This is a genomic window from Mycolicibacterium iranicum, from assembly GCF_014190915.1.
Lineage (GTDB): Bacteria > Actinomycetota > Actinomycetes > Mycobacteriales > Mycobacteriaceae > Mycobacterium > Mycobacterium iranicum_B.
The window spans coordinates 89,723-107,213 of sequence record NZ_JACHVU010000010.1; the positions used below are offsets into that span (position 1 = coordinate 89,723).

Sequence of the window (17,491 nt, forward strand, 5' to 3'; positions counted from 1 at the left end):
CCAGCCCGATCAGCCGCTCGCGGCGATATCCTCCAGGACCGCGAACATCGTGCGCGTCGGCACGCCGGTGCCGCCCTTGGGGGTGTAGCCCCACGGCCCGCCCGAGTTGTACGCCGGGGCGGCGATGTCGATGTGGGCCCACTCGACACCGTCGGCGACGAACTCGCGCAGATACGTGCCGGCCACCAGCATCCCCGCGTACCGCGAACCGCTGACGTTGGCCAGATCGGCGACCGAGGACTTGAGGTCGTCCTTGAGTTCCTCGGGCAGCGGCATCGGCCAGGCGTTCTCGCCGACACTCTGCGAGATCGCGGCCACCCGGTCGCGGAACTCGTCGCTGCCCATCACACCGGGGGTGCGCGCACCCAGCGCGACGGTCTGCGCCCCGGTGAGCGTCGAGGTCTCGATCAGGTAGTCCGGCCCGTCCTCGCACGCGCGCACGATCGCATCGGCGAGGATCAGCCGGCCCTCGGCGTCGGTGTTGAGCACCTCAACGGTGATGCCGCCGTACTGGGTCAGCACGTCGCCGGGCCGCTGAGCGGTCGCCGAGGGCATGTTCTCGGCCATCGGCACGTAGGCGACGACGTCGATCGGGAGCTTCTGGCGCGCGGCGAGCACCACCGTGGCCACGACGGCCGCCGCCCCGCCCATGTCGGAGGTCATGTGGTGCATGTTGGCGGCGGGCTTGATCGAGATGCCGCCGGTGTCGAATGTGATGCCCTTGCCGACGAGGGCGACCTTCTTGCCCTTGCGGCCGCCGCCTCGGTGGGCCAGGCGCACCAGCCGCGGGGGCCGCGACGAGCCCTTGCCGACCCCGATGATGCCGCCGTAGCCGTCCTTGGCCAGCGCCTTCTCGTCGAGCACCTCGACATCGAGACCCGCATCCTCTCCCAATGCCTTTGCGCGCTTGGCGAACTCGGCCGGGAAGAGGTGGCTGGGCGGGGTGTTGACGAAGTCGCGGGCGGTCGCGACCGCTGTGGCGATGGACTCGGCTCGCGCCGCGGTGTCCTTCGTCGCGGACTTGGTGTCGGGGGTCAGCGCGGTGATCTTGCGGACCCCCGAATCCTTGGGTGCGGTTTTCTCACTGCGGAATTCGCTGAACCGGTAGGCGCCCAGCACCAGGCCCTCGATCGCCGCCTCCAGGTGCAGATCCGACAGCGTGGTGAATACGTTCTCGGTGCCTGACAACGACCGCGCCGCGACGCCGGCCGCCCGGCGGATCGCCTCAGGGGACCACTCGTCGCGCACCTTCCCCAGCCCGACGGCCAGCACACTGCCCACCGGCAGCGACGGTGCGACGACACGGGTCAGCTGCTCGTTACCGCCTTTGGCGCCGAGGGCCTGAAGCGCGGTCTCGATCTCGGCGACCGCGTCGGCACCCAGGTACTGGCCGGCCACGACGGTGGCGCGCTCGCCGTCCTCGGTCGCCGAGACGACGGGGACGATCAGCACCGACGACTCGACCCGGCGCTTGGGAAGTGCGCCGGCGACCGTGACGGCGGGGGACTGGTAACCGACTGAGATGCTCACGGGATATCACCCTAGCCATTGAGATCAGCGGGGCGCGTTGAGCGCCGGCGCCATGACCTCCTCGATCGACCCCGAGAGGTACCGGGCGTACCGACCCGTGATGTGGTACTTGCCGGCGTAGACGAGTTGGTCGGCGATCACTGCCGGGCAGACCTCGGTGCAGAACCATGGATCCACGTCCACGTAGGTCTGACCGGTCAGCTCGGCGGCGCCCGACCAGCCCGCCTGGTCCGGGACGATCTCGGCCGCCGGCTCCGCGCACCTCGTCAGCTCGGTCGGATTGGTGGCGGCGCACTCGGCCGGGCTCTCCGACGGACGCGGAATACTGCCGAGGATCACGGCCCTGGCCCCTGCGGGGAGTTCGCCGATGGTCTTCACCAAGGCGTCTCGCCAGACCTCCGGGGTGGTGTCACGACCGGGCCCCTCGTTGCCGCCGTCGTACCAGCCGGTCATCACGACGACCTCGGCCTTCTCCCTGGCGATGACCTCCATCCGCCAGTCCTGCCAGTCGTCGCATTCGGTGTAGGCGCGCTTGAGCTGCCACTGGTAGTAGGTCAGCGACGCCGGTCCGCAGTTGCTCTTGGTCAACGCGATCACGCGCCACCCGGTCCGCTTGCCGACGAGATCGAAGGCCCCGTGCCACATGGCGGCGGCGGAGTCGCCGATCAGCACCATGGTCCGCTCACCGGTGGTGTCACCGAAGGTGCACGGCTCGATGTCGTCGAGCCGGCTCACCTCCAGTGCCGGATCGCAGCCCTCGATCGACCACTCGTCGGCGTAATCACCGCCGGCTGCCAGCAGCTCCTCGGTGGTGATGTTCGGGGGTAGGTCACGCAGGCTGGTCGCGGCCTGCACCGCGCCCAGCACCTCGGCCTGGGGCACCGCCGCCGGGGCGAGCGCGGACGCAGAGGGTGACCCGGGGTCCGGTGCCGGGCTCGGCCCGTCGGGCACCGCCCGGCATCCGGTCAGGATCAGGGCTGCGCACAGGGCAACGCCTGCAACAGATCTGGCGGTCAGGTACAGCGCCATCCAAAGATTCCTCTCATCGTCAGAACAACTGCTGAACGAGGGGCACCGGCAAGGCCCATCGGTAACGTTCGAAGGCCGCGACCGCGAACACGATCGCGATGCCGACCGGGACGATCGCCAGACTCGCCCACGGGCGCGTCGCCAGGGCGCGGGAGCGACGGATCGGATCCTCGAACCCGTGGTACATCGCGGCTGAGGCCGCGAAGGTCGCACCGATGAGGAGACCCTGCGTCAGCGGCGAGAAGTCCTCGCCGATGAGGGCGGCGGCGAGGATGAGCACCGGCCAGTGCACGAGATAGAGCGAATAGGAGATATCGCCTACATAGGTGAACGCGGGGCTGCCCAGCACGGCGGTCGGGGCCGTGCCCTGTGCACGCAGCCCGGCGACGAGAACGGCTGCGGCGCCGAGCACCGGCACCGCGGCCACCCAGCCCGGGAAGGCGGTGGTGTGGTCGAAAACCACGACCGACCACGCGATCGCCCCGATGCCCGACCAGGCCAGGATGCCGGCTGCGAACGGTCTCGCCGCGAGCGCGGCCAACGCGGGCTGCGCCACCGCGACCAACGCGCCGACCGCCAACTCCCACGCCCGGGTGAAGGGGGAGAAGAAGGCTTCGACACCGTTGACGGGCGTCACCACCGTCGACCACAGGTAGCCGGCCGAAACGACTGCGACCAGAAGCCCGAACAGCATGTGGCGCAGCGAGACCCGGCGCCAACGGGCCGCGATGACGATCGCGGCCATCATCACCGGCGGCCACACCAGGTAGAACTGTTCCTCCACCGCGAGCGACCAATAATGTTGCAGGGGAGAGGGATCGGCGCCGAGTCGGGCGTAGTCGGTGCCGGCCTCGATGAAATGCATGTTCGCAAGGAACAGGGACGCGGCCGTGGCGTCCGGCAGTAGCCGCGCTCCTCGCAGGAAGCTGGTCAGCTCGAAGGTCGCGATCAGGGTGAGGGTGATGATCACAGTGGCAGCGGGGACGATGCGGCGGGCGCGCTTGGCGTAGAAGTCGAGGAACCATGCGCTCCGCGATGAGGGGGACTTCCGCAGGAGCATCCGGGTGATCACGTATCCCGAGATGACGAAGAAGACGTCGACGCCGACGAAGCCGCCGGCAAATCCCGGTACGCCGGCGTGGTCGAGGATGACGACGAGTACCGCGACAGCGCGTAGACCCTGGATGTCGGGGCGGCGGTCTCGGTGGGCGGGAGCCGCGGGATCGGGCCGTTCGCCGCGAGCGGAACCGAGTGCCACCGCCACCTGGCCCCGCCTTTGCTCTCGCTGTGAACTTCCTGTGGCCTCTCGCCGGGCGCAGTATAGCGGTCAGGTTAGCCTACCCTCAATTCGATGGTGTCCGTCGGTCGAGGCCTCCGCCGCCAGACGGATTAGGCTGGGCGATCGTGAGCGACAACTTGCTGGCCGGCCCCTTGGAAGACCGTCACCGCGAGCTCGGTGCGACGTTCGCGGAGTTCGGCGGCTGGTCGATGCCGGTCTCCTATGCGGGCACGGTCGCCGAGCACACCGCCACGCGCACGACCGTGGGTCTGTTCGACGTCAGCCACCTCGGCAAGGCCCTGGTGACAGGCCCCGGCGCCGCCGAGTTCGTGAACTCGGCCTTCACCAACGACCTGCGCCGCATCGGACCGGGCAAGGCCCAGTACACCCTGTGCTGCACCGACGACGGCGGCGTCGTGGACGACCTGATCGCCTACTACGTCTCCGACGACGAGATCTTCCTGGTGCCCAACGCCGCCAACACCGCGGCCGTGGTCGCGGCGCTGCAGGAGCGCGCACCCGACGGTCTGACGGTCACCGACGAGCACCGCTCACGCGCGGTGCTCGCCGTGCAGGGGCCCGCATCGGCCGAGGTGGTCGGCGGCCTCGGGCTCCCGACCGACATGGATTACATGGGATACGCCGACGCGGTTTTCGGCGGCGTCGAGGTCCGCGTGTGCCGCACCGGATACACCGGCGAGCACGGGTACGAACTGTTGCCCCTGTGGGATCAGGCCGAGGTCGTCTTCGACGCCCTGGTGGACGCGGTCAAGGCGGCGGGCGGGGAGTTGGCCGGCCTCGGCGCCCGCGACACGCTGCGCACCGAGATGGGCTATCCGCTGCACGGTCACGAGCTGTCACTGGACATCTCGCCGCTGCAGGCGAGGTGCGGATGGGCTGTCGGGTGGAAGAAGGATGCGTTCTGGGGCCGCGACGCGCTGGTCGCCGAGAAGGAGACCGGCCCGCGGCGGACCCTGCGCGGGTTGCGTGCCGTCGGACGCGGTGTGCTGCGGCAGGGCCTGACCGTCCTCGACGGCGACCGCCCGGTCGGTGTCACCACCTCCGGAACGTTCTCGCCGACACTGAAAGTCGGCATCGCGCTGGCGCTGATCGACACCGACGCCGATGTGGCCGACGGGGCGCGGGTGAACGTCGACGTCCGAGGCCGTCACGTCGAATGCGAAGTGGTCAAGCCGCCGTTCGTCGACACCCGCACCCGGTAGGTCAGCGTAGCGAAAAACCGCTAGCCAGCGGGTTATACAATCGCGTGCATGACTGATGGCCTCGAGTTCACCGTCGATCGCACTGCGAATCCGGCGGGCGACGAGGTACGCGCCGGGATCCTGGCCAATCCCGGCTTCGGCAAGTTCTTCACCGACCACATGGTGTCGATCGACTACTCCTCCGACAGAGGCTGGCACGACGCCAGGGTGACGCCCTACGGTCCGATCGAACTCGACCCGTCGGCGATCGTGCTGCACTACGCGCAGGAGGTCTTCGAGGGTCTGAAGGCCTATCGCTGGGCCGACGGTTCGATCGTGTCGTTCCGGCCCGAATCCAACGCCGCGCGGCTGCGCACCTCGGCACGTCGCCTGGCGATCCCCGAGCTGCCCGACGAGGTGTTCCTGGAATCGCTGCGCCAATTCATCGCCGTCGACGAACAGTGGGTGCCGCCGGCCGGCGGTGAGGAGTCGCTCTACCTGCGGCCGTTCATCTTCGCCACCGAGCCCGGCCTCGGTGTCCGGCCGGCCGACGCGTACCGCTACATGGTGATCGGTTCGCCGGCCGGTGCGTACTTCCCGCGCGGCATCAAGCCGGTCAGCGTGTGGCTCTCCCACGAGTACGTGCGGGCCTCACCCGGCGGGACCGGCGCCGCGAAGTTCGGCGGCAACTACGCCGCCTCGCTGCTGGCGCAGGCCGAAGCCTCGGCGCACGGTTGCGATCAGGTGGTCTGGCTGGACGCGATCGAACGCCGCTACGTCGAGGAGATGGGCGGGATGAACCTGTTCTTCGTCTTCGGCAGCGGCGGCACAGCGCGTCTGGTGACCCCGGAGCTGTCCGGGTCGTTGCTGCCCGGCATCACGCGGGATTCGTTGCTGCAGTTGGCGATCGATGCGGGTTTCGCGGTCGAGGAGCGCAAAATCGACGTCGACGAATGGCAGAAGAAGGCCGCTGCGGGCGAGATCACCGAGGTGTTCGCGTGCGGCACCGCCGCGGTCATCACCCCCGTGTCGCACGTCAAGCACGGTGACGGCGAATTCACCATCGCCGATGGCGAACCCGGCGAGATCACGATGGCGCTGCGCGACACCCTGACCGGGATCCAGCGCGGCACGTTCGCCGACACCCACGGCTGGATGACGCGGCTGTCCTAGCCGACCGCGAGCCCCAGCGCCGCGATGGTCGTCGTCACCTCGACGGCGGCGCCCAGCACGTCGCCGGTGATCCCGCCGAACCTGCGCACACAGTGCGCGACCAGCGCGACGCTGCACGCCACGGCGACGACCACCACAAGTGGTCCCTGCCACGGCCGTTCGCCGACGAGGACGGCCGCGCCCGCAGTAGCGATCCACCATGCGGCGACCACCCAGAGCGGCTGGGTGCCCGCGGCCAGTCCGCCCAGCGAGCTGCCTGCCGCCGCGGGCACCCCGCGGCGGCACGCGGTCACCACAGCCACGCGTCCCGCCAGGACGGCGACGATCACCGCCGCCCAGCCGGCCTGGGTGAACGCCAGCGACTGCACCAGCACCGTGACCGCGACCGCCGCGACGCCGAACGGACCGGCCGGGCCGTCGCGCATGACGGCCAGCGCTCGTTCGGGTGGGCCGTAACAGCCCAGGGCGTCGGTCGTGTCGGCCAGCCCGTCGATGTGCAGACCGCGCGTCGCCAGCAGCAGGACCGCGACGGACAGTGCTCCGGCCAGCACGCTGCCGTCGCCGAAGGCCCCCGCGCCGAGCCACCACACGCCCGCGGCCAGCGCGCCCAGCGCCGCACCGACGACGGGGAGCGCCGTGAGGACTCCGCGCCCGACGCCCGCGGTGCGGCCCGCAGGCATGGGCGCCACCGTCGCGAACGCGAAAGCGCCTGTCAGTGAACGGATTCCGGTACGGATCACCGCCTAGCCCCCGCTGATCCCGGCTTCCTCGAACGTGGCCATCGACGCCAGGGTGGCCACGGCCGCGCGCAGCACCGGTAGCGCCACCAGGGCGCCGGAGCCCTCGCCGAGTCGCATGCCGAGCTCGACGATCGGTTCGAGATCGAGGTGGCGCAGCGCCAGCGTGTGTGCGGGTTCGGTGGAGCGGTGCCCTGCCCGCCACCACAGCCTCGCTCCGGGAGCGAGCGTGTCCGCCGCGAGCGCCGCAGCCGTCACCACCACGCCGTCGAGCAGCACCGGCGTGCGCCGCACCGCGGCCTGGGCGAGGAATCCCGCCATCGCGGCAAGATCCGCCCCGCCGCAGATGCGCAGCAGGGCAACGGGATCGGCCGACAGCCGCCGTGTCCGGTACAGGGCGTCGCGGACCGCGGCCGTCTTGCGCATCCAACCGGCGTCGTCGATGCCGGTGCCGCGGCCGACGACCGTCACGGGCTCCGAATCGGTCAGTGCGGCGATCAGCGTCGTCGCCGGTGTCGTGTTGCCGATCCCCATGTCGCCGGCGATCAGCAGGTCGGCTCCCGAGTCGACCTCCTCGTCGGCGATCGCACGGCCCGCATCGAGGGCGGCCACCACCTCGTCGGGGGTCAGTGCGTCCTCGATGGCGATGTTGCCGCTGGCGCGCCGAATCCGGTGTCCGCCGATGGCCTCCGACAGCGGCTCGTCCGTGTCGACCGCGATGTCGGCGACCCGCACGCCGGCGCCCGCCACCTCGGCGAGTACGTTCACCGCCGCCCCGCCCGCCGCGAAGTTCGCGACCATCGCGGCCGTCACCTCCGCGGGATACGCCGACACACCGGCCGCCGCGACCCCGTGGTCGCCGGCGAACACCACCACCCTGGCGCGTTCGAACTGCCTGGGGGGACAACTGGACTGACACGCCGCCACCCAGACCGACAGCTCCTCCAGGCGGCCGAGCGCACCGGCCGGTTTGGTCAGCAGCGCCTGACGATCCCGCGCCGCGGCAGCGGCATCGGGATCGGGAGCGGGGATGTCGGGAAAGTAGGCCACCTGCGGCGTCACGCCACGCGGGTGCCGCGTTCGACCTGGGGCCGCGGGGCGCGCATCCGGCGCAACTGGGAGGCACGGCTGGCGGCGTAGAAGCCGAGCTTCCAGCCCGTCTCGGTGTTGTCCGGGAACTTCTGGTCGGCAAGCCTGTTCACCTTGCGGCCGAGGAAGAACCCGTCGACGACCATGATGAGCACCAGCACCAGCATCGCCGGCGAGATGAGCGCCTGCACCTGCACCGACGGCACCGCCAGCATGATGAAGATCATGCCGAGGGCGGCGGGCATGAAGAGCCCCAGCAGATTGCGCCGCGAGTCGACCAGATCGCGCACATACCGGCGCACGGGCCCGCGGTCGCGGGGCAGCAGGTAGGCGTCCTCCCCGGCCATCATGCGCTCGCGGCGCACGCTCATGTCGGAGCGGCGTTCGGCGCGCTCGGCCTTGCGTTCTTCACGGGAGAGCTTCGGGCCGCGCAACTCCTTGCGGCGCTTGCGGGCCTCGGCCGTCGTCATCGGCGCGGGCGCGACGGGACCGCGCCTGCGGTTCGACTGATTGCGCTTCGGGGTGGGTTTGCCCTTCGGTGCCGTGGCCGAACGCTCGACGGATGCGGCGACCTCCGTCGCCTCGTCGGCGGGTACGGGATCGCCGGCGTTCCCGGCGGCAACGTCCTTCTTGCGGCCCAGCAGCTTCACACCTGCCAGGTTACTTCTCCGGGCACGGCGGACCCAATCCGCGCGGGTTAGTCTGCCGTGGTGACAGGCACCGACCCCTCCGCGAGAACCGTGCTGATCGCGCCGGATTGCTTCGGCGACAGCCTGACCGCGGTGCAGGCCGCCCGATCCATCGCGCAGGGGTGGCGGTCGTCGCGTCCCGCTGACACGGTCACGCTCGCACCGCAGTCCGACGGCGGGCCCGGGTTCGTGGAGGTGCTCGGCAGCCGGCTCGGCGAGATCCGCACGATGACCGTCAGCGGTCCGTTGGACGTCGAGGTCGAGGCGCGGTGGGTGCTCGACTCCGATGCACCGGTCACCGCGTACATCGAATGCGCCCAGGCGTGCGGACTGGCGCTGCTCGGCGGTCCGCCGACGGTGCGCACCGCGCTCGACGCGCACAGCAGGGGAGTGGGCCAGCTCATCGCCGCGGCTCTCGACGCCGGCGCCGGCCGCATCGTCGTCGGGCTCGGCGGCAGTGGGTCCACCGACGGCGGGCGCGCCATGGTCGAGGCGCTGGGTGGGCTGGCCGCCGCGCGCGACCTGCTCGACGGGGTCGAGCTCATCGCCGCCAGCGACGTGGAACACCCGCTGCTCGGGACGATGGGCGCCGCCACGGTCTTCGGGCCGCAGAAGGGCGCCGACGCCGAAACGGTCGCCGTCCTCGAAGAGCGGCTCGCCGCCTGGGCGGAGGAACTCAACGCCGCGGCGGGCCGCCCGGTCAGCGACGAGCCCGGGGCCGGGGCGGCCGGCGGGATCGGCGCCGCCTTGCTGGCCCTCGGCGGCCGTCGCGAATCCGGCGCCGCGATCATCGCCGAGCACACCGGGCTCGCCGCGGACGTCGCCGCGGCCGACCTCGTCATCACCGGCGAGGGGCGGTTCGACGACCAGTCGCTGCACGGAAAGGTCGTCAGCGCCCTGGCCGCGGGCGCCCGGTCCCACGACATCCCGGTGCTGGTGCTCGCCGGGCAGGTCACCCTGGACCGGCCCGCGCTGCAGGCCGCAGGCATCGCGTCGGCGTATTCGATCACCGAGCACGCGGGTTCGGTCGAGAAGGCGATCGGTGACGCCGCCAACCAGCTGACCGGGCTGGCCACCTCCGTCGCGGCGAGCTGGCAGTAGCTCGCGGTAGATGGGGAATACGGTCGAAACCAGGTACCGTTGACAGTGTGGAGCCACCGGGGAGACCGGCTTCACCCACATACATGACACGGGAGATTCCATGACTGTTCAGGACGAGTCGGCTGTGCAGGCTGGCCAGACCACCGAAGCTGCGCACGGCGTGACCCTGTCGGATGCCGCGGCGGCCAAGGCGAAGGCCCTGCTCGACCAGGAAGGTCGCGACGACCTGGCACTGCGGATCGCCGTGCAGCCGGGCGGCTGCGCCGGACTGCGTTACAACCTCTTCTTCGACGACCGCTCGCTCGACGGCGACCTCGTCGTCGACTTCAACGGTGTCGAGCTCACCGTCGACCGCATGAGCGCTCCCTACGTGCAGGGCGCCACCATCGACTTCGTCGACACGATCGAGAAGCAGGGCTTCACCATCGACAACCCGAACGCCACCGGCTCCTGCGCCTGCGGCGACTCGTTCAACTGATCTAGTACTGCCCTGCCGCCCGCGGCAGGTAGGAACACACCAGGATCTCGTCGTCGACGGAGATCAACTGTGCGACGGCCTGCTCGTCGACTTCCTGCGGCTGGTTCCGGGTGGAACCGCTAGCGGGCAGGACCCGCATGGTGAACAGCACCTGAGCCTGCGTCGGCGACGACAGCACCATCTTGTCGATCGACGACACCTCAGCGCTGTCGTACTGCTTGCGGAACGCGTCACTGGACAGGTTTGCCAGCGCCAGGTCGGAACGCTTCTCCTTCACTGCGTCGAAGAGCCCGCACAGCGTGTGACGCGCGACCTGTTCGACGTCCCCGTTGGACAGCGCGTCCACATAGTCCTGGATCGCCGCGCTGGCCGACTGCTCCGTCAGGGCGCCCGCGGTGGGCTCCTCGTCCCGCCCGCTGCCGACCGCCACCGCGGTCACCAGCCCGCCCACCACCAGGATCGCCACCACGACCGCCAGGATGATCCACGGTGCGCGCCTGCGTTTCGGATACTGCACCGGAGGGGGCAGTGTGCCCGGGTAGGACGCGTTCAGACCGCCCTCGGGATACGGCTGCGCCATCGGCGGGTACCCCTGCTGCGGGTACGGTTCCGGATACATCTGGGGGCCTGATGGTCCAGCGCCGTAAGGGGGCGGATATGGACCAGTCATCGATGTGCTCCCGGGAACGTTGATCGGATCCTGCGGCATCTACAGTGGCCGAGCAGGCACTTATAGGCAGGTTAGCGCACCTCCGGGAGGCGACCCCGCCGGTGACCGTGCCGCCCGCGCGCGTGCGACGATGCCTGGAAAGGCCTGAAATGCCGAAAACGACGAAGGGTAGGACTGCGTGACCATCGCGGTGACCGGATCGATTGCCACTGACCATCTGATGCGTTTCCCGGGGAAATTCTCCGAGCAGCTGCTGGCCGACCATCTGCAGAAGGTCTCGCTGAGCTTCCTGGTCGACGACCTCGTGATGCACCGCGGCGGCGTCGCAGGCAACATGGCGTTCGCGATGGGCGTGCTCGGCGGCAACCCGACGCTCGTCGGCGCGGTCGGCGAGGACTTCGACGACTACCGCCACTGGCTCACCACCCACGGCGTGAACTGCGACAGCGTGCTCGTCTCCCAAAGCGCCTACACGGCCCGCTTCGTCTGCACCACCGACGAGGACATGGCCCAGATCGCGTCGTTCTACCCCGGGGCGATGTCGGAGGCCCGCAACATCAAGCTGGCCGACATCGTCGAGCGGGCGGGCACGCCCGATCTGGTCATCATCGGCGCCAACGACCCCGAGGCGATGTTCCTGTACACCGAGGAGTGCCGCGCGCTGGGGCTGGCGTTCGCCGCGGACCCGAGCCAGCAGCTGGCCCGGCTCTCGGGCGAGGAGATCCGCAAGCTGATCGACGGCGCGACCTACCTGTTCACCAACGACTACGAATGGGATCTGCTCCTGCAGAAATCCGGGTGGTCGGAGGCCGAGGTGATGAGCCAGATCGAGATGCGCGTCACCACGCTGGGCGAGAAGGGCGTCGACCTCGTCGGGCGGGACGGCACCTTCATCCACGTCGACGTCGTGCCCGAGACCCACAAGGCCGATCCGACCGGGATCGGCGACGCGTTCCGTGCGGGCTTCCTCACCGGCCGCGACGCCGGCCTGTCGCTGGAGCGGTCTGCCCAGCTCGCGTCGCTCGTGGCCACGCTGGTGCTCGAGGCGCCCGGCCCGCAGGAGTGGAGCTGGGACAGGGACTCCGCGGTGGAGCGCCTCTCGGAGGCCTACGGCGCCGAAGCGGGCCGGGAGATCGCGGCAGCCCTCTAGAGCTGCACCGGGTAGGACGGTTCGCTGATCGTCGGCGTGACGCTCTGGTCGACGAAGATCGAGTACCAGAGCATGAAGATCAGCACCGTCCACAACCGGCGGCTGTGATCAGACGTCCCCGCGCGGTGCTCGTCGAGCATCGCGCGGACCGCCGCGAGGTCGACGAAGTCGCCCGCGCCCGAGGTGGCCACCGTGTCGTAGGCCCAGTCGAGCAGCGCACCGGCGCGCAGCCAGTGCCTGATCGGGACGGGGAACCCCAGCTTCGGCCGGTTCAGCACGTGGGCGGGCACGATCGGCGCCAGGGCGCGGCGCAGCGCGTACTTCGTCGTCGTCCGGGTGATCTTCTGCTCGTACGGGAGGCGGGAGGCGACCGCGAAGACCTCCGGGTCCAGGAACGGCACCCGCAGCTCCAGCGAGTTGGCCATCGTCATCTTGTCGGCCTTGACCAGGATGTCCCCACGCAGCCAGGTGAACAGGTCGATGTGCTGCATCCGCGCCACCGGATCCCAGCCCTGCGACTGCGCGTAGACCGGTGCCGTGACGTCGGTGTGCACCCAGTCCTGCCGGAAGTTCGGCAGCACCGCCCGCAGGTGGGCGTCGGAGAAGCTGCGCGCGTTGCCGTAGTAGCGCTCCTCGAGCGTCAGCGATCCGCGGTGCAGCAGGCTCTTGCCGCGCATGCCCTCGGGCAGCGGGCCCGCCATCCTGCCCACGGATTTGCGTAGCCCCCGCGGCAGATAGTCGAACGGCTTGAGCGACAGCGGTTCCCGATAGATGGTGTAGCCGCCGAACAGTTCGTCGGCGCCTTCGCCGGACAGCACCACCTTCACGTGTTTGCGAGCTTCGCGAGCGATGAAGTACAGCGGCACCAGCGCGGGGTCGGCGACGGGCTCGTCGAGATACCAGACGATCTCCGGGAGCGCCTCGACGAACTCCTGCTGGCTGACCACCTTGGTCACGTGCCGCGCGCCGATGGCCTCCGCCGACGCGACGGCGACGTCGACCTCGGAGAAACCTTCGCGTTCGAAGCCGGTGGTGAACGTGATCAAGCGCGGGTTGTGGCGCATCGCCAGCGCCGCGATCGCCGTGGAGTCGATGCCGCCGGACAGGAACGCGCCCACCGTCACATCGGCACGCATGTGCTTGGCCACCGAATCTTCGAGCGCGGCGGTGATCTCGTCATAGCGGCGCTGCTCGTCGCCGGCGGTGAACGGGACGGCGTCGAAGCGCGGCCGGAAATACCGCGTCACCTCGGGGGCGGCGCCGGCGCGGATACGGGCGTAGCTGCCGGACTCGAGGCGGCGGATGCCGCGGTGCAGGGTCTCGGGCTCCGGAACGTACTGCAGCACGGTGTAGTGCTGCACGGCGCGCTCGTCGATCGTCATGTCGACACCCAGCCGGCCGGCGACGTCGAGCAGGCACTTCTTCTCGCTGCCCACCGCCGTGCCGCCCGGGCCGGTCGCCATGTAGAGCGGCTTGATGCCGAACGGGTCCCTGGCGCAGAACAGTTCCTGCTCGACGGTGTCCCACAGCGCGAACGCGAACATGCCGCGCAGCTTCGTCAGCGCCTCGGGGCCCCAGTGGTGATAGGCCGCCAGGATCGCCTCGCCGTCACCGTCGGTGTGGAAGACGGCGCCGAACTGCTCGCGCAACGCCTCCCGCAGCTCCAGGTAGTTGTAGATCTCGCCGTTGAACACCAGCATGTAGCGCTCGGGCGCGTCGCTCGGTCCCCATCTCAGCGGCTGATGGCTGTGGGCGATGTCGATGATCGAAAGCCGGTTGAAGCCGAGCACGACGCGGTCGTCGTTCCAGGTGCCCGGCTCGTCGGGTCCGCGGTGACGCATCTGCGCGGACGCTCCCGACACGGCGTCCACGACGGCGGGGGAGACCTCAGACGACGCGTCGGTTACCAGCGCAAGCAGTCCACACACCGCGCCAGTATGCCTAATCGCGGCGGTCGCTTCGCTCCTGCCCACCGGCCACATTCCCCGGTCGCTTCGCTCCTGCCCACCGGCCACATTCCCCGGTCGCTTCGCTCCTGCCCACCGGCGTGGTCTACGCTGCGTAGTATTCAGTGCAGCCGTTGACCGGCCACCGGTCAATCGACTTTGTAGGAGGCGCCAACGTGTCCGCTCGCGGCCTGAAGTTGGTGGCATTGTCCCTGCTCCTGGGCGGGACCACGGTGCTACTCAGCGGATGCAGTTGGTCGGAGGTGCTCGGTCTCGGATGGCCGAACGGCATCACCCCCGAGGCACACCTCAACCGTGAGCTGTGGATCGGCTCCGTCATCGCGGCGTTCGTCGTCGGCGGGATCGTCTACGTGCTGCTGTTCTGGACGATGGCGTTCCATCGCAAGAAGAAGCACGAGACGGAACTGCCGCGCCAGTTCGGCTACAACATGCCGCTGGAGCTGACGCTGACGGTGATCCCGTTCATCATCATCTCGGTCCTCTTCTACTTCACCGTCGTGGTGCAGGAGGAGATGCTGAAGAAGGAGCCGAACCCCGAGGTCGTCATCGACGTCACGGCGTTCCAGTGGAACTGGAAGTTCGGCTACCAGAAGATCGACTTCTCCGACGGCACACTGACCTACGACGGTGTGGACAACGCTCGCAAAGAGTCGATGACCTCGCGCCCCGAGGGCGAGGACAGCCACGGCGAGGAGCAGGTCGGCGCCATCGCCGGCAAGAATCCCGAGGATCGCACCTACCTGAACTTCGACAAGATCGAGACGCTCGGTTCGTCGACCGAGATCCCGGTGCTCGTCGTCCCGTCCGGCAAGCGCATCGAGTTCCAGATCGCCTCCGCCGACGTCATCCACGGGTTCTGGGTTCCGGAGTTCCTCTTCAAGAGGGACGTGCTGCCGAACCCCAAGGAGAACAACTCCGACAACATCTTCCAGATCAGCGAGATCTACCAGACCGGCGCGTTCGTCGGCCGGTGCACGGAGATGTGCGGCACCTACCACGCGATGATGAACTTCGAGCTGCGCGTCGTGGAGCCCAACGACTTCAAGGCCTACCTCGACCAGCGCGAGGCCGGTAAGACGAACGCCGAAGCGCTGCAGGCGATCAACCAGCCGCCGCTGGCCGTCACGACCAAGCCGTTCGACAGCCGCCGCGGAGAGCTCGCACCTCAGGCCCCGCAGGCAACGAGGTAAGGACAGCACATGCACATCGAAGCCAGGTTGTTCGAGTTCCTGACGGCGTTCTTCGCGCTGTCGACCGTCGTCTACGTCGTGCTGACCGCGATGTTCGCCACCGGCGGCACCGAGTGGGCCGGTGCGACCGCGCTGGCGCTGACCACGGGCCTGACACTCATCACCGGTACGTTCTTCCGCTTCGTCGCGCGTCGTCTGGACACCCGGCCCGAGGACTACGAGGACGCCGAGATCGCCGACGGCGCGGGCGAACTGGGTTTCTACAGCCCGCACAGCTGGTGGCCGATCATGATCGCGCTGTCCGGTTCGATCACCGCGGTCGGCATGGCGATGTGGCTGCCGTGGCTGATCGTGGCGGGCGTCTGCTTCATCCTGGCGACCGTCTCCGGGCTGGTCTTCGAGTACCACACGGGCCCCGAGAAGCACTGACCCTTTTCAAGGTCACAATCAGGCATGACTTCGCCTGGAACCCGTGCGCGGGGATCCGATCCGGTGCCGCTGTTGGGTAGTGTTGCCGAGGCGCCATGAGCCGCCACGGCCACCGCCGGCGCCGAAGAAGCAGGCGAAAAGGACAGACGTAGATGAGCGGGCCGAATCCTCCCGGGCGGGACTCTGGCAGCGCTGACCTCCCAGGCGAGGAGCCGGGTGGCGCCTCCGACGATGCGACGCGCGACGTCGCGGGCGGCAGCGGCGACAACCCCGACACCGGCCAGACGGACTTCTACTCGCGTGCGTACTCGGCGCCCGAGTCCGAGCAGTTCGTCAGCCCTCCGTACGCGCCGTCGGAGATCGCCCTCTACGACTACGACACCTACGACCGTCCCGACGAGGCCACCGATTTCGCACCGCCGCCGCGCTGGCCGTGGGTGGTCGGCGTGGTGGCGATCGTGGCGGCCATCGCCCTGGTCGTCTCGGTCTCGGTGCTGGTGACCCGCACCGACACCGACAACCTGGCCACGCCGGAGACCACCACGCGCTCGGTACCGCCGGTGCAGGACGAATTCACCACGACCACACCGCCACCCCCACCTCCGCCGCCACCGCCGACGACGGAGCCGCCGCCCCCGCCGCCACCGGAGACCATCACGGTGACCGAGCCGCCGCCACCGCCGCCCCCGCCGCCCCCGCCGCCGGCCGAGGCCCCGCCCCCGCCACCGCAGACGACCGAGGCCCCGCCGCCCCCGCCGACCACCACGACGCGGGCCGGGCCACGCCAGGTGACCTACTCGGTCACCGGGACGAAGGCGCCGGGCGACATCATCACCGTCACCTACATCGATGCGTCCGGGCGTAGCCGTACCCAGCGCAACGTGTACATCCCGTGGTCGCTGACGGTCACCCCGATCTCCCAGTCCGAAGTCGGCTCCGTGCAGGCGTCGAGCCTGTTTCTGGTCAGCCGGTTGAACTGCTCGATCACCACCAGCGACGGAACGGTGTTGTCCTCCAACACCGGAAACGCCGCCCAAACCAGCTGTTAGGCCACCACACCGCCGATGACATACCTCACCGACACCTCATCTCTGGACCGCACCGACCGACTCCTTCTCGGAGGCTGCACGGCCGTCTGGCTCGCCGCCCTGGGGGCCGGGGTCGCAGCGACCGTCGCGCTCGTCGACCTCGCCGATCGCGCGGGGGAGAGCACCGCCGATTCCGGCACCCCGTGGATCCTGTACACGATCATCGGCGTCTCCGCGGCGGTTATCGTGGCCGCCGTGCCGCTGCTGATGCGGGCGCGGCGCACCCCGGACGAGGAGCTGACGCCGGTCGAGAAGCGCATGGCGCAGCAGTCGGCCACCAGGGTGCCCGCTCCCGCGCGGGCGGTCGATGCACCCACCGAGAAGCTGCGAGTTCCGCCGCCGGCCGATTACACGAACAGCGGGCGCCTGCCGCGCATCCTGCAGTCACCCGGGGCGCCGTCGGTGACCGATTCGCCGGCCGTGGACCGGGTCTGGCTGCGCCACACGGCGTCTCTGGCCGCGGCGATGGGCGCTGCGACGCTTCTGGTCTCGGTGGCGACGTACCTGCTGGCCGTCGACCGCGAGGTCGCGGCGTGGGTGTTCTACGGCCTCGCCGGCGTCGTCACGGTCGGCATGGTCGCGATCCCGTGGTACTTCCTGCGCGAACTGCGCACGGTCACCGCGGCCTGACCTTCCCGGCTCGCCGGACCAGTCCACACAGCAATCCGCCCCAGCCGGTCGGCTGGGGCG

17 protein-coding genes are annotated in these 17,491 nt (G+C 69.7%); 9 read left to right on the forward strand and 8 right to left on the reverse strand.

All coding sequences use genetic code 11. From position 1 onward, the window contains the following. Positions 1 to 9 precede the first annotated feature (9 nt). From FHR72_RS19865 to FHR72_RS19875, 3 genes are read right to left on the reverse strand one after another with little or no spacing between them, the layout of a single operon-like run. Positions 10 to 1,530, reverse strand: a complete 1,521-nt coding sequence (locus FHR72_RS19865) for a leucyl aminopeptidase (protein WP_183471296.1) — start codon at positions 1,528 to 1,530, stop codon at positions 10 to 12. Between the two features lie 24 nt (positions 1,531 to 1,554). After that, the gene (locus FHR72_RS19870; RefSeq protein ID WP_183471298.1) at positions 1,555 to 2,559 is read right to left on the reverse strand and encodes an SGNH hydrolase domain-containing protein; all 1,005 of its coding nucleotides are present in this window, start codon (positions 2,557 to 2,559) and stop codon (positions 1,555 to 1,557) included. Between the two features lie 19 nt (positions 2,560 to 2,578). Then, positions 2,579 to 3,817, reverse strand: coding sequence for an acyltransferase family protein (locus FHR72_RS19875; protein WP_311736199.1), 1,239 nt, complete (start codon positions 3,815 to 3,817; stop codon positions 2,579 to 2,581). 146 nt (positions 3,818 to 3,963) lie between these two features. Between FHR72_RS19875 and gcvT the strand changes: the two genes are divergently transcribed. Together gcvT and FHR72_RS19885 are read left to right on the forward strand one after the other, a co-directional pair. Then, positions 3,964 to 5,061 carry a glycine cleavage system aminomethyltransferase GcvT gene (gene gcvT, locus FHR72_RS19880; protein WP_183471302.1) on the forward strand — a complete coding sequence of 366 codons (1,098 nt, stop codon included), beginning with the start codon at positions 3,964 to 3,966 and terminating at the stop codon, positions 5,059 to 5,061. A gap of 48 nt (positions 5,062 to 5,109) precedes the next feature. Further along, positions 5,110 to 6,213 (forward strand): branched-chain amino acid aminotransferase, encoded by a 1,104-nt coding sequence (locus tag FHR72_RS19885; RefSeq protein ID WP_183471304.1) that lies wholly within the window; start codon positions 5,110 to 5,112, stop codon positions 6,211 to 6,213. On the opposite strand, the gene FHR72_RS19890 is transcribed toward FHR72_RS19885, so the two are convergent. Genes FHR72_RS19890 through FHR72_RS19900 form a run of 3 tightly spaced genes read right to left on the reverse strand, consistent with a single transcriptional unit; the run spans position 6,210 to position 8,689 of the window. Continuing rightward, the gene (locus FHR72_RS19890; RefSeq protein ID WP_311736207.1) at positions 6,210 to 6,938 is read right to left on the reverse strand and encodes an adenosylcobinamide-GDP ribazoletransferase; all 729 of its coding nucleotides are present in this window, start codon (positions 6,936 to 6,938) and stop codon (positions 6,210 to 6,212) included. The genes FHR72_RS19885 and FHR72_RS19890 overlap by 4 nt on opposite strands. Positions 6,939 to 6,956: 18 nt before the next feature. Further along, on the reverse strand, positions 6,957 to 8,012 hold the full coding sequence (gene cobT, locus FHR72_RS19895) for a nicotinate-nucleotide--dimethylbenzimidazole phosphoribosyltransferase (RefSeq protein WP_396888486.1): 1,056 nt from the start codon (positions 8,010 to 8,012) through the stop codon (positions 6,957 to 6,959). After that, positions 8,009 to 8,689, reverse strand: coding sequence for a DUF3043 domain-containing protein (locus FHR72_RS19900; protein ID WP_183471308.1), 681 nt, complete (start codon positions 8,687 to 8,689; stop codon positions 8,009 to 8,011). The genes cobT and FHR72_RS19900 overlap by 4 nt, the downstream gene beginning before the upstream one ends. Positions 8,690 to 8,749: 60 nt before the next feature. On the opposite strand from FHR72_RS19900, the gene FHR72_RS19905 reads away from it, so the two are divergent. Together FHR72_RS19905 and FHR72_RS19910 are read left to right on the forward strand one after the other, a co-directional pair. Then, positions 8,750 to 9,829 carry a glycerate kinase family protein gene (locus FHR72_RS19905; protein WP_311736200.1) on the forward strand — a complete coding sequence of 360 codons (1,080 nt, stop codon included), beginning with the start codon at positions 8,750 to 8,752 and terminating at the stop codon, positions 9,827 to 9,829. Between the two features lie 100 nt (positions 9,830 to 9,929). Next, positions 9,930 to 10,307, forward strand: a complete 378-nt coding sequence (locus tag FHR72_RS19910) for a HesB/IscA family protein (RefSeq protein WP_183471310.1) — start codon at positions 9,930 to 9,932, stop codon at positions 10,305 to 10,307. 1 nt (position 10,308) lies between these two features. On the opposite strand, the gene FHR72_RS19915 is transcribed toward FHR72_RS19910, so the two are convergent. Then, positions 10,309 to 10,977, reverse strand: a complete 669-nt coding sequence (locus FHR72_RS19915; RefSeq protein ID WP_183471312.1) for an Rv0361 family membrane protein — start codon at positions 10,975 to 10,977, stop codon at positions 10,309 to 10,311. A gap of 178 nt (positions 10,978 to 11,155) precedes the next feature. Here FHR72_RS19915 and FHR72_RS19920 point away from each other — a divergent pair, with 178 nt between their 5' ends. Beyond that, entirely contained in the window at positions 11,156 to 12,127 is a 972-nt protein-coding gene (locus FHR72_RS19920) for a carbohydrate kinase family protein (RefSeq protein ID WP_183471315.1), read from the forward strand. Here the strand turns inward: FHR72_RS19920 and asnB are convergent. Then, a complete protein-coding gene (gene asnB / locus FHR72_RS19925) occupies positions 12,124 to 14,055 on the reverse strand; it encodes an asparagine synthase (glutamine-hydrolyzing) (RefSeq protein ID WP_183471317.1) in 1,932 nt (643 codons plus the stop codon). The genes FHR72_RS19920 and asnB overlap by 4 nt on opposite strands. A gap of 194 nt (positions 14,056 to 14,249) precedes the next feature. Here asnB and ctaC point away from each other — a divergent pair, with 194 nt between their 5' ends. The 4 genes from ctaC to FHR72_RS19945 all read left to right on the forward strand — a co-directional run bounded on the left by ctaC (position 14,250) and on the right by FHR72_RS19945 (position 17,431). Further along, positions 14,250 to 15,284, forward strand: coding sequence for an aa3-type cytochrome oxidase subunit II (gene ctaC / locus FHR72_RS19930; protein ID WP_183471319.1), 1,035 nt, complete (start codon positions 14,250 to 14,252; stop codon positions 15,282 to 15,284). Between the two features lie 9 nt (positions 15,285 to 15,293). Then, entirely contained in the window at positions 15,294 to 15,713 is a 420-nt protein-coding gene (locus FHR72_RS19935; RefSeq protein WP_183471322.1) for a cytochrome c oxidase subunit 4, read from the forward strand. Positions 15,714 to 15,865: 152 nt separating this feature from the next. Beyond that, positions 15,866 to 16,762 (forward strand): MmpS family transport accessory protein, encoded by an 897-nt coding sequence (locus tag FHR72_RS19940; protein WP_183471324.1) that lies wholly within the window; start codon positions 15,866 to 15,868, stop codon positions 16,760 to 16,762. A gap of 15 nt (positions 16,763 to 16,777) precedes the next feature. Further along, entirely contained in the window at positions 16,778 to 17,431 is a 654-nt protein-coding gene (locus FHR72_RS19945; protein WP_183471326.1) for a DUF2561 family protein, read from the forward strand. Positions 17,432 to 17,491 lie beyond the last annotated feature (60 nt).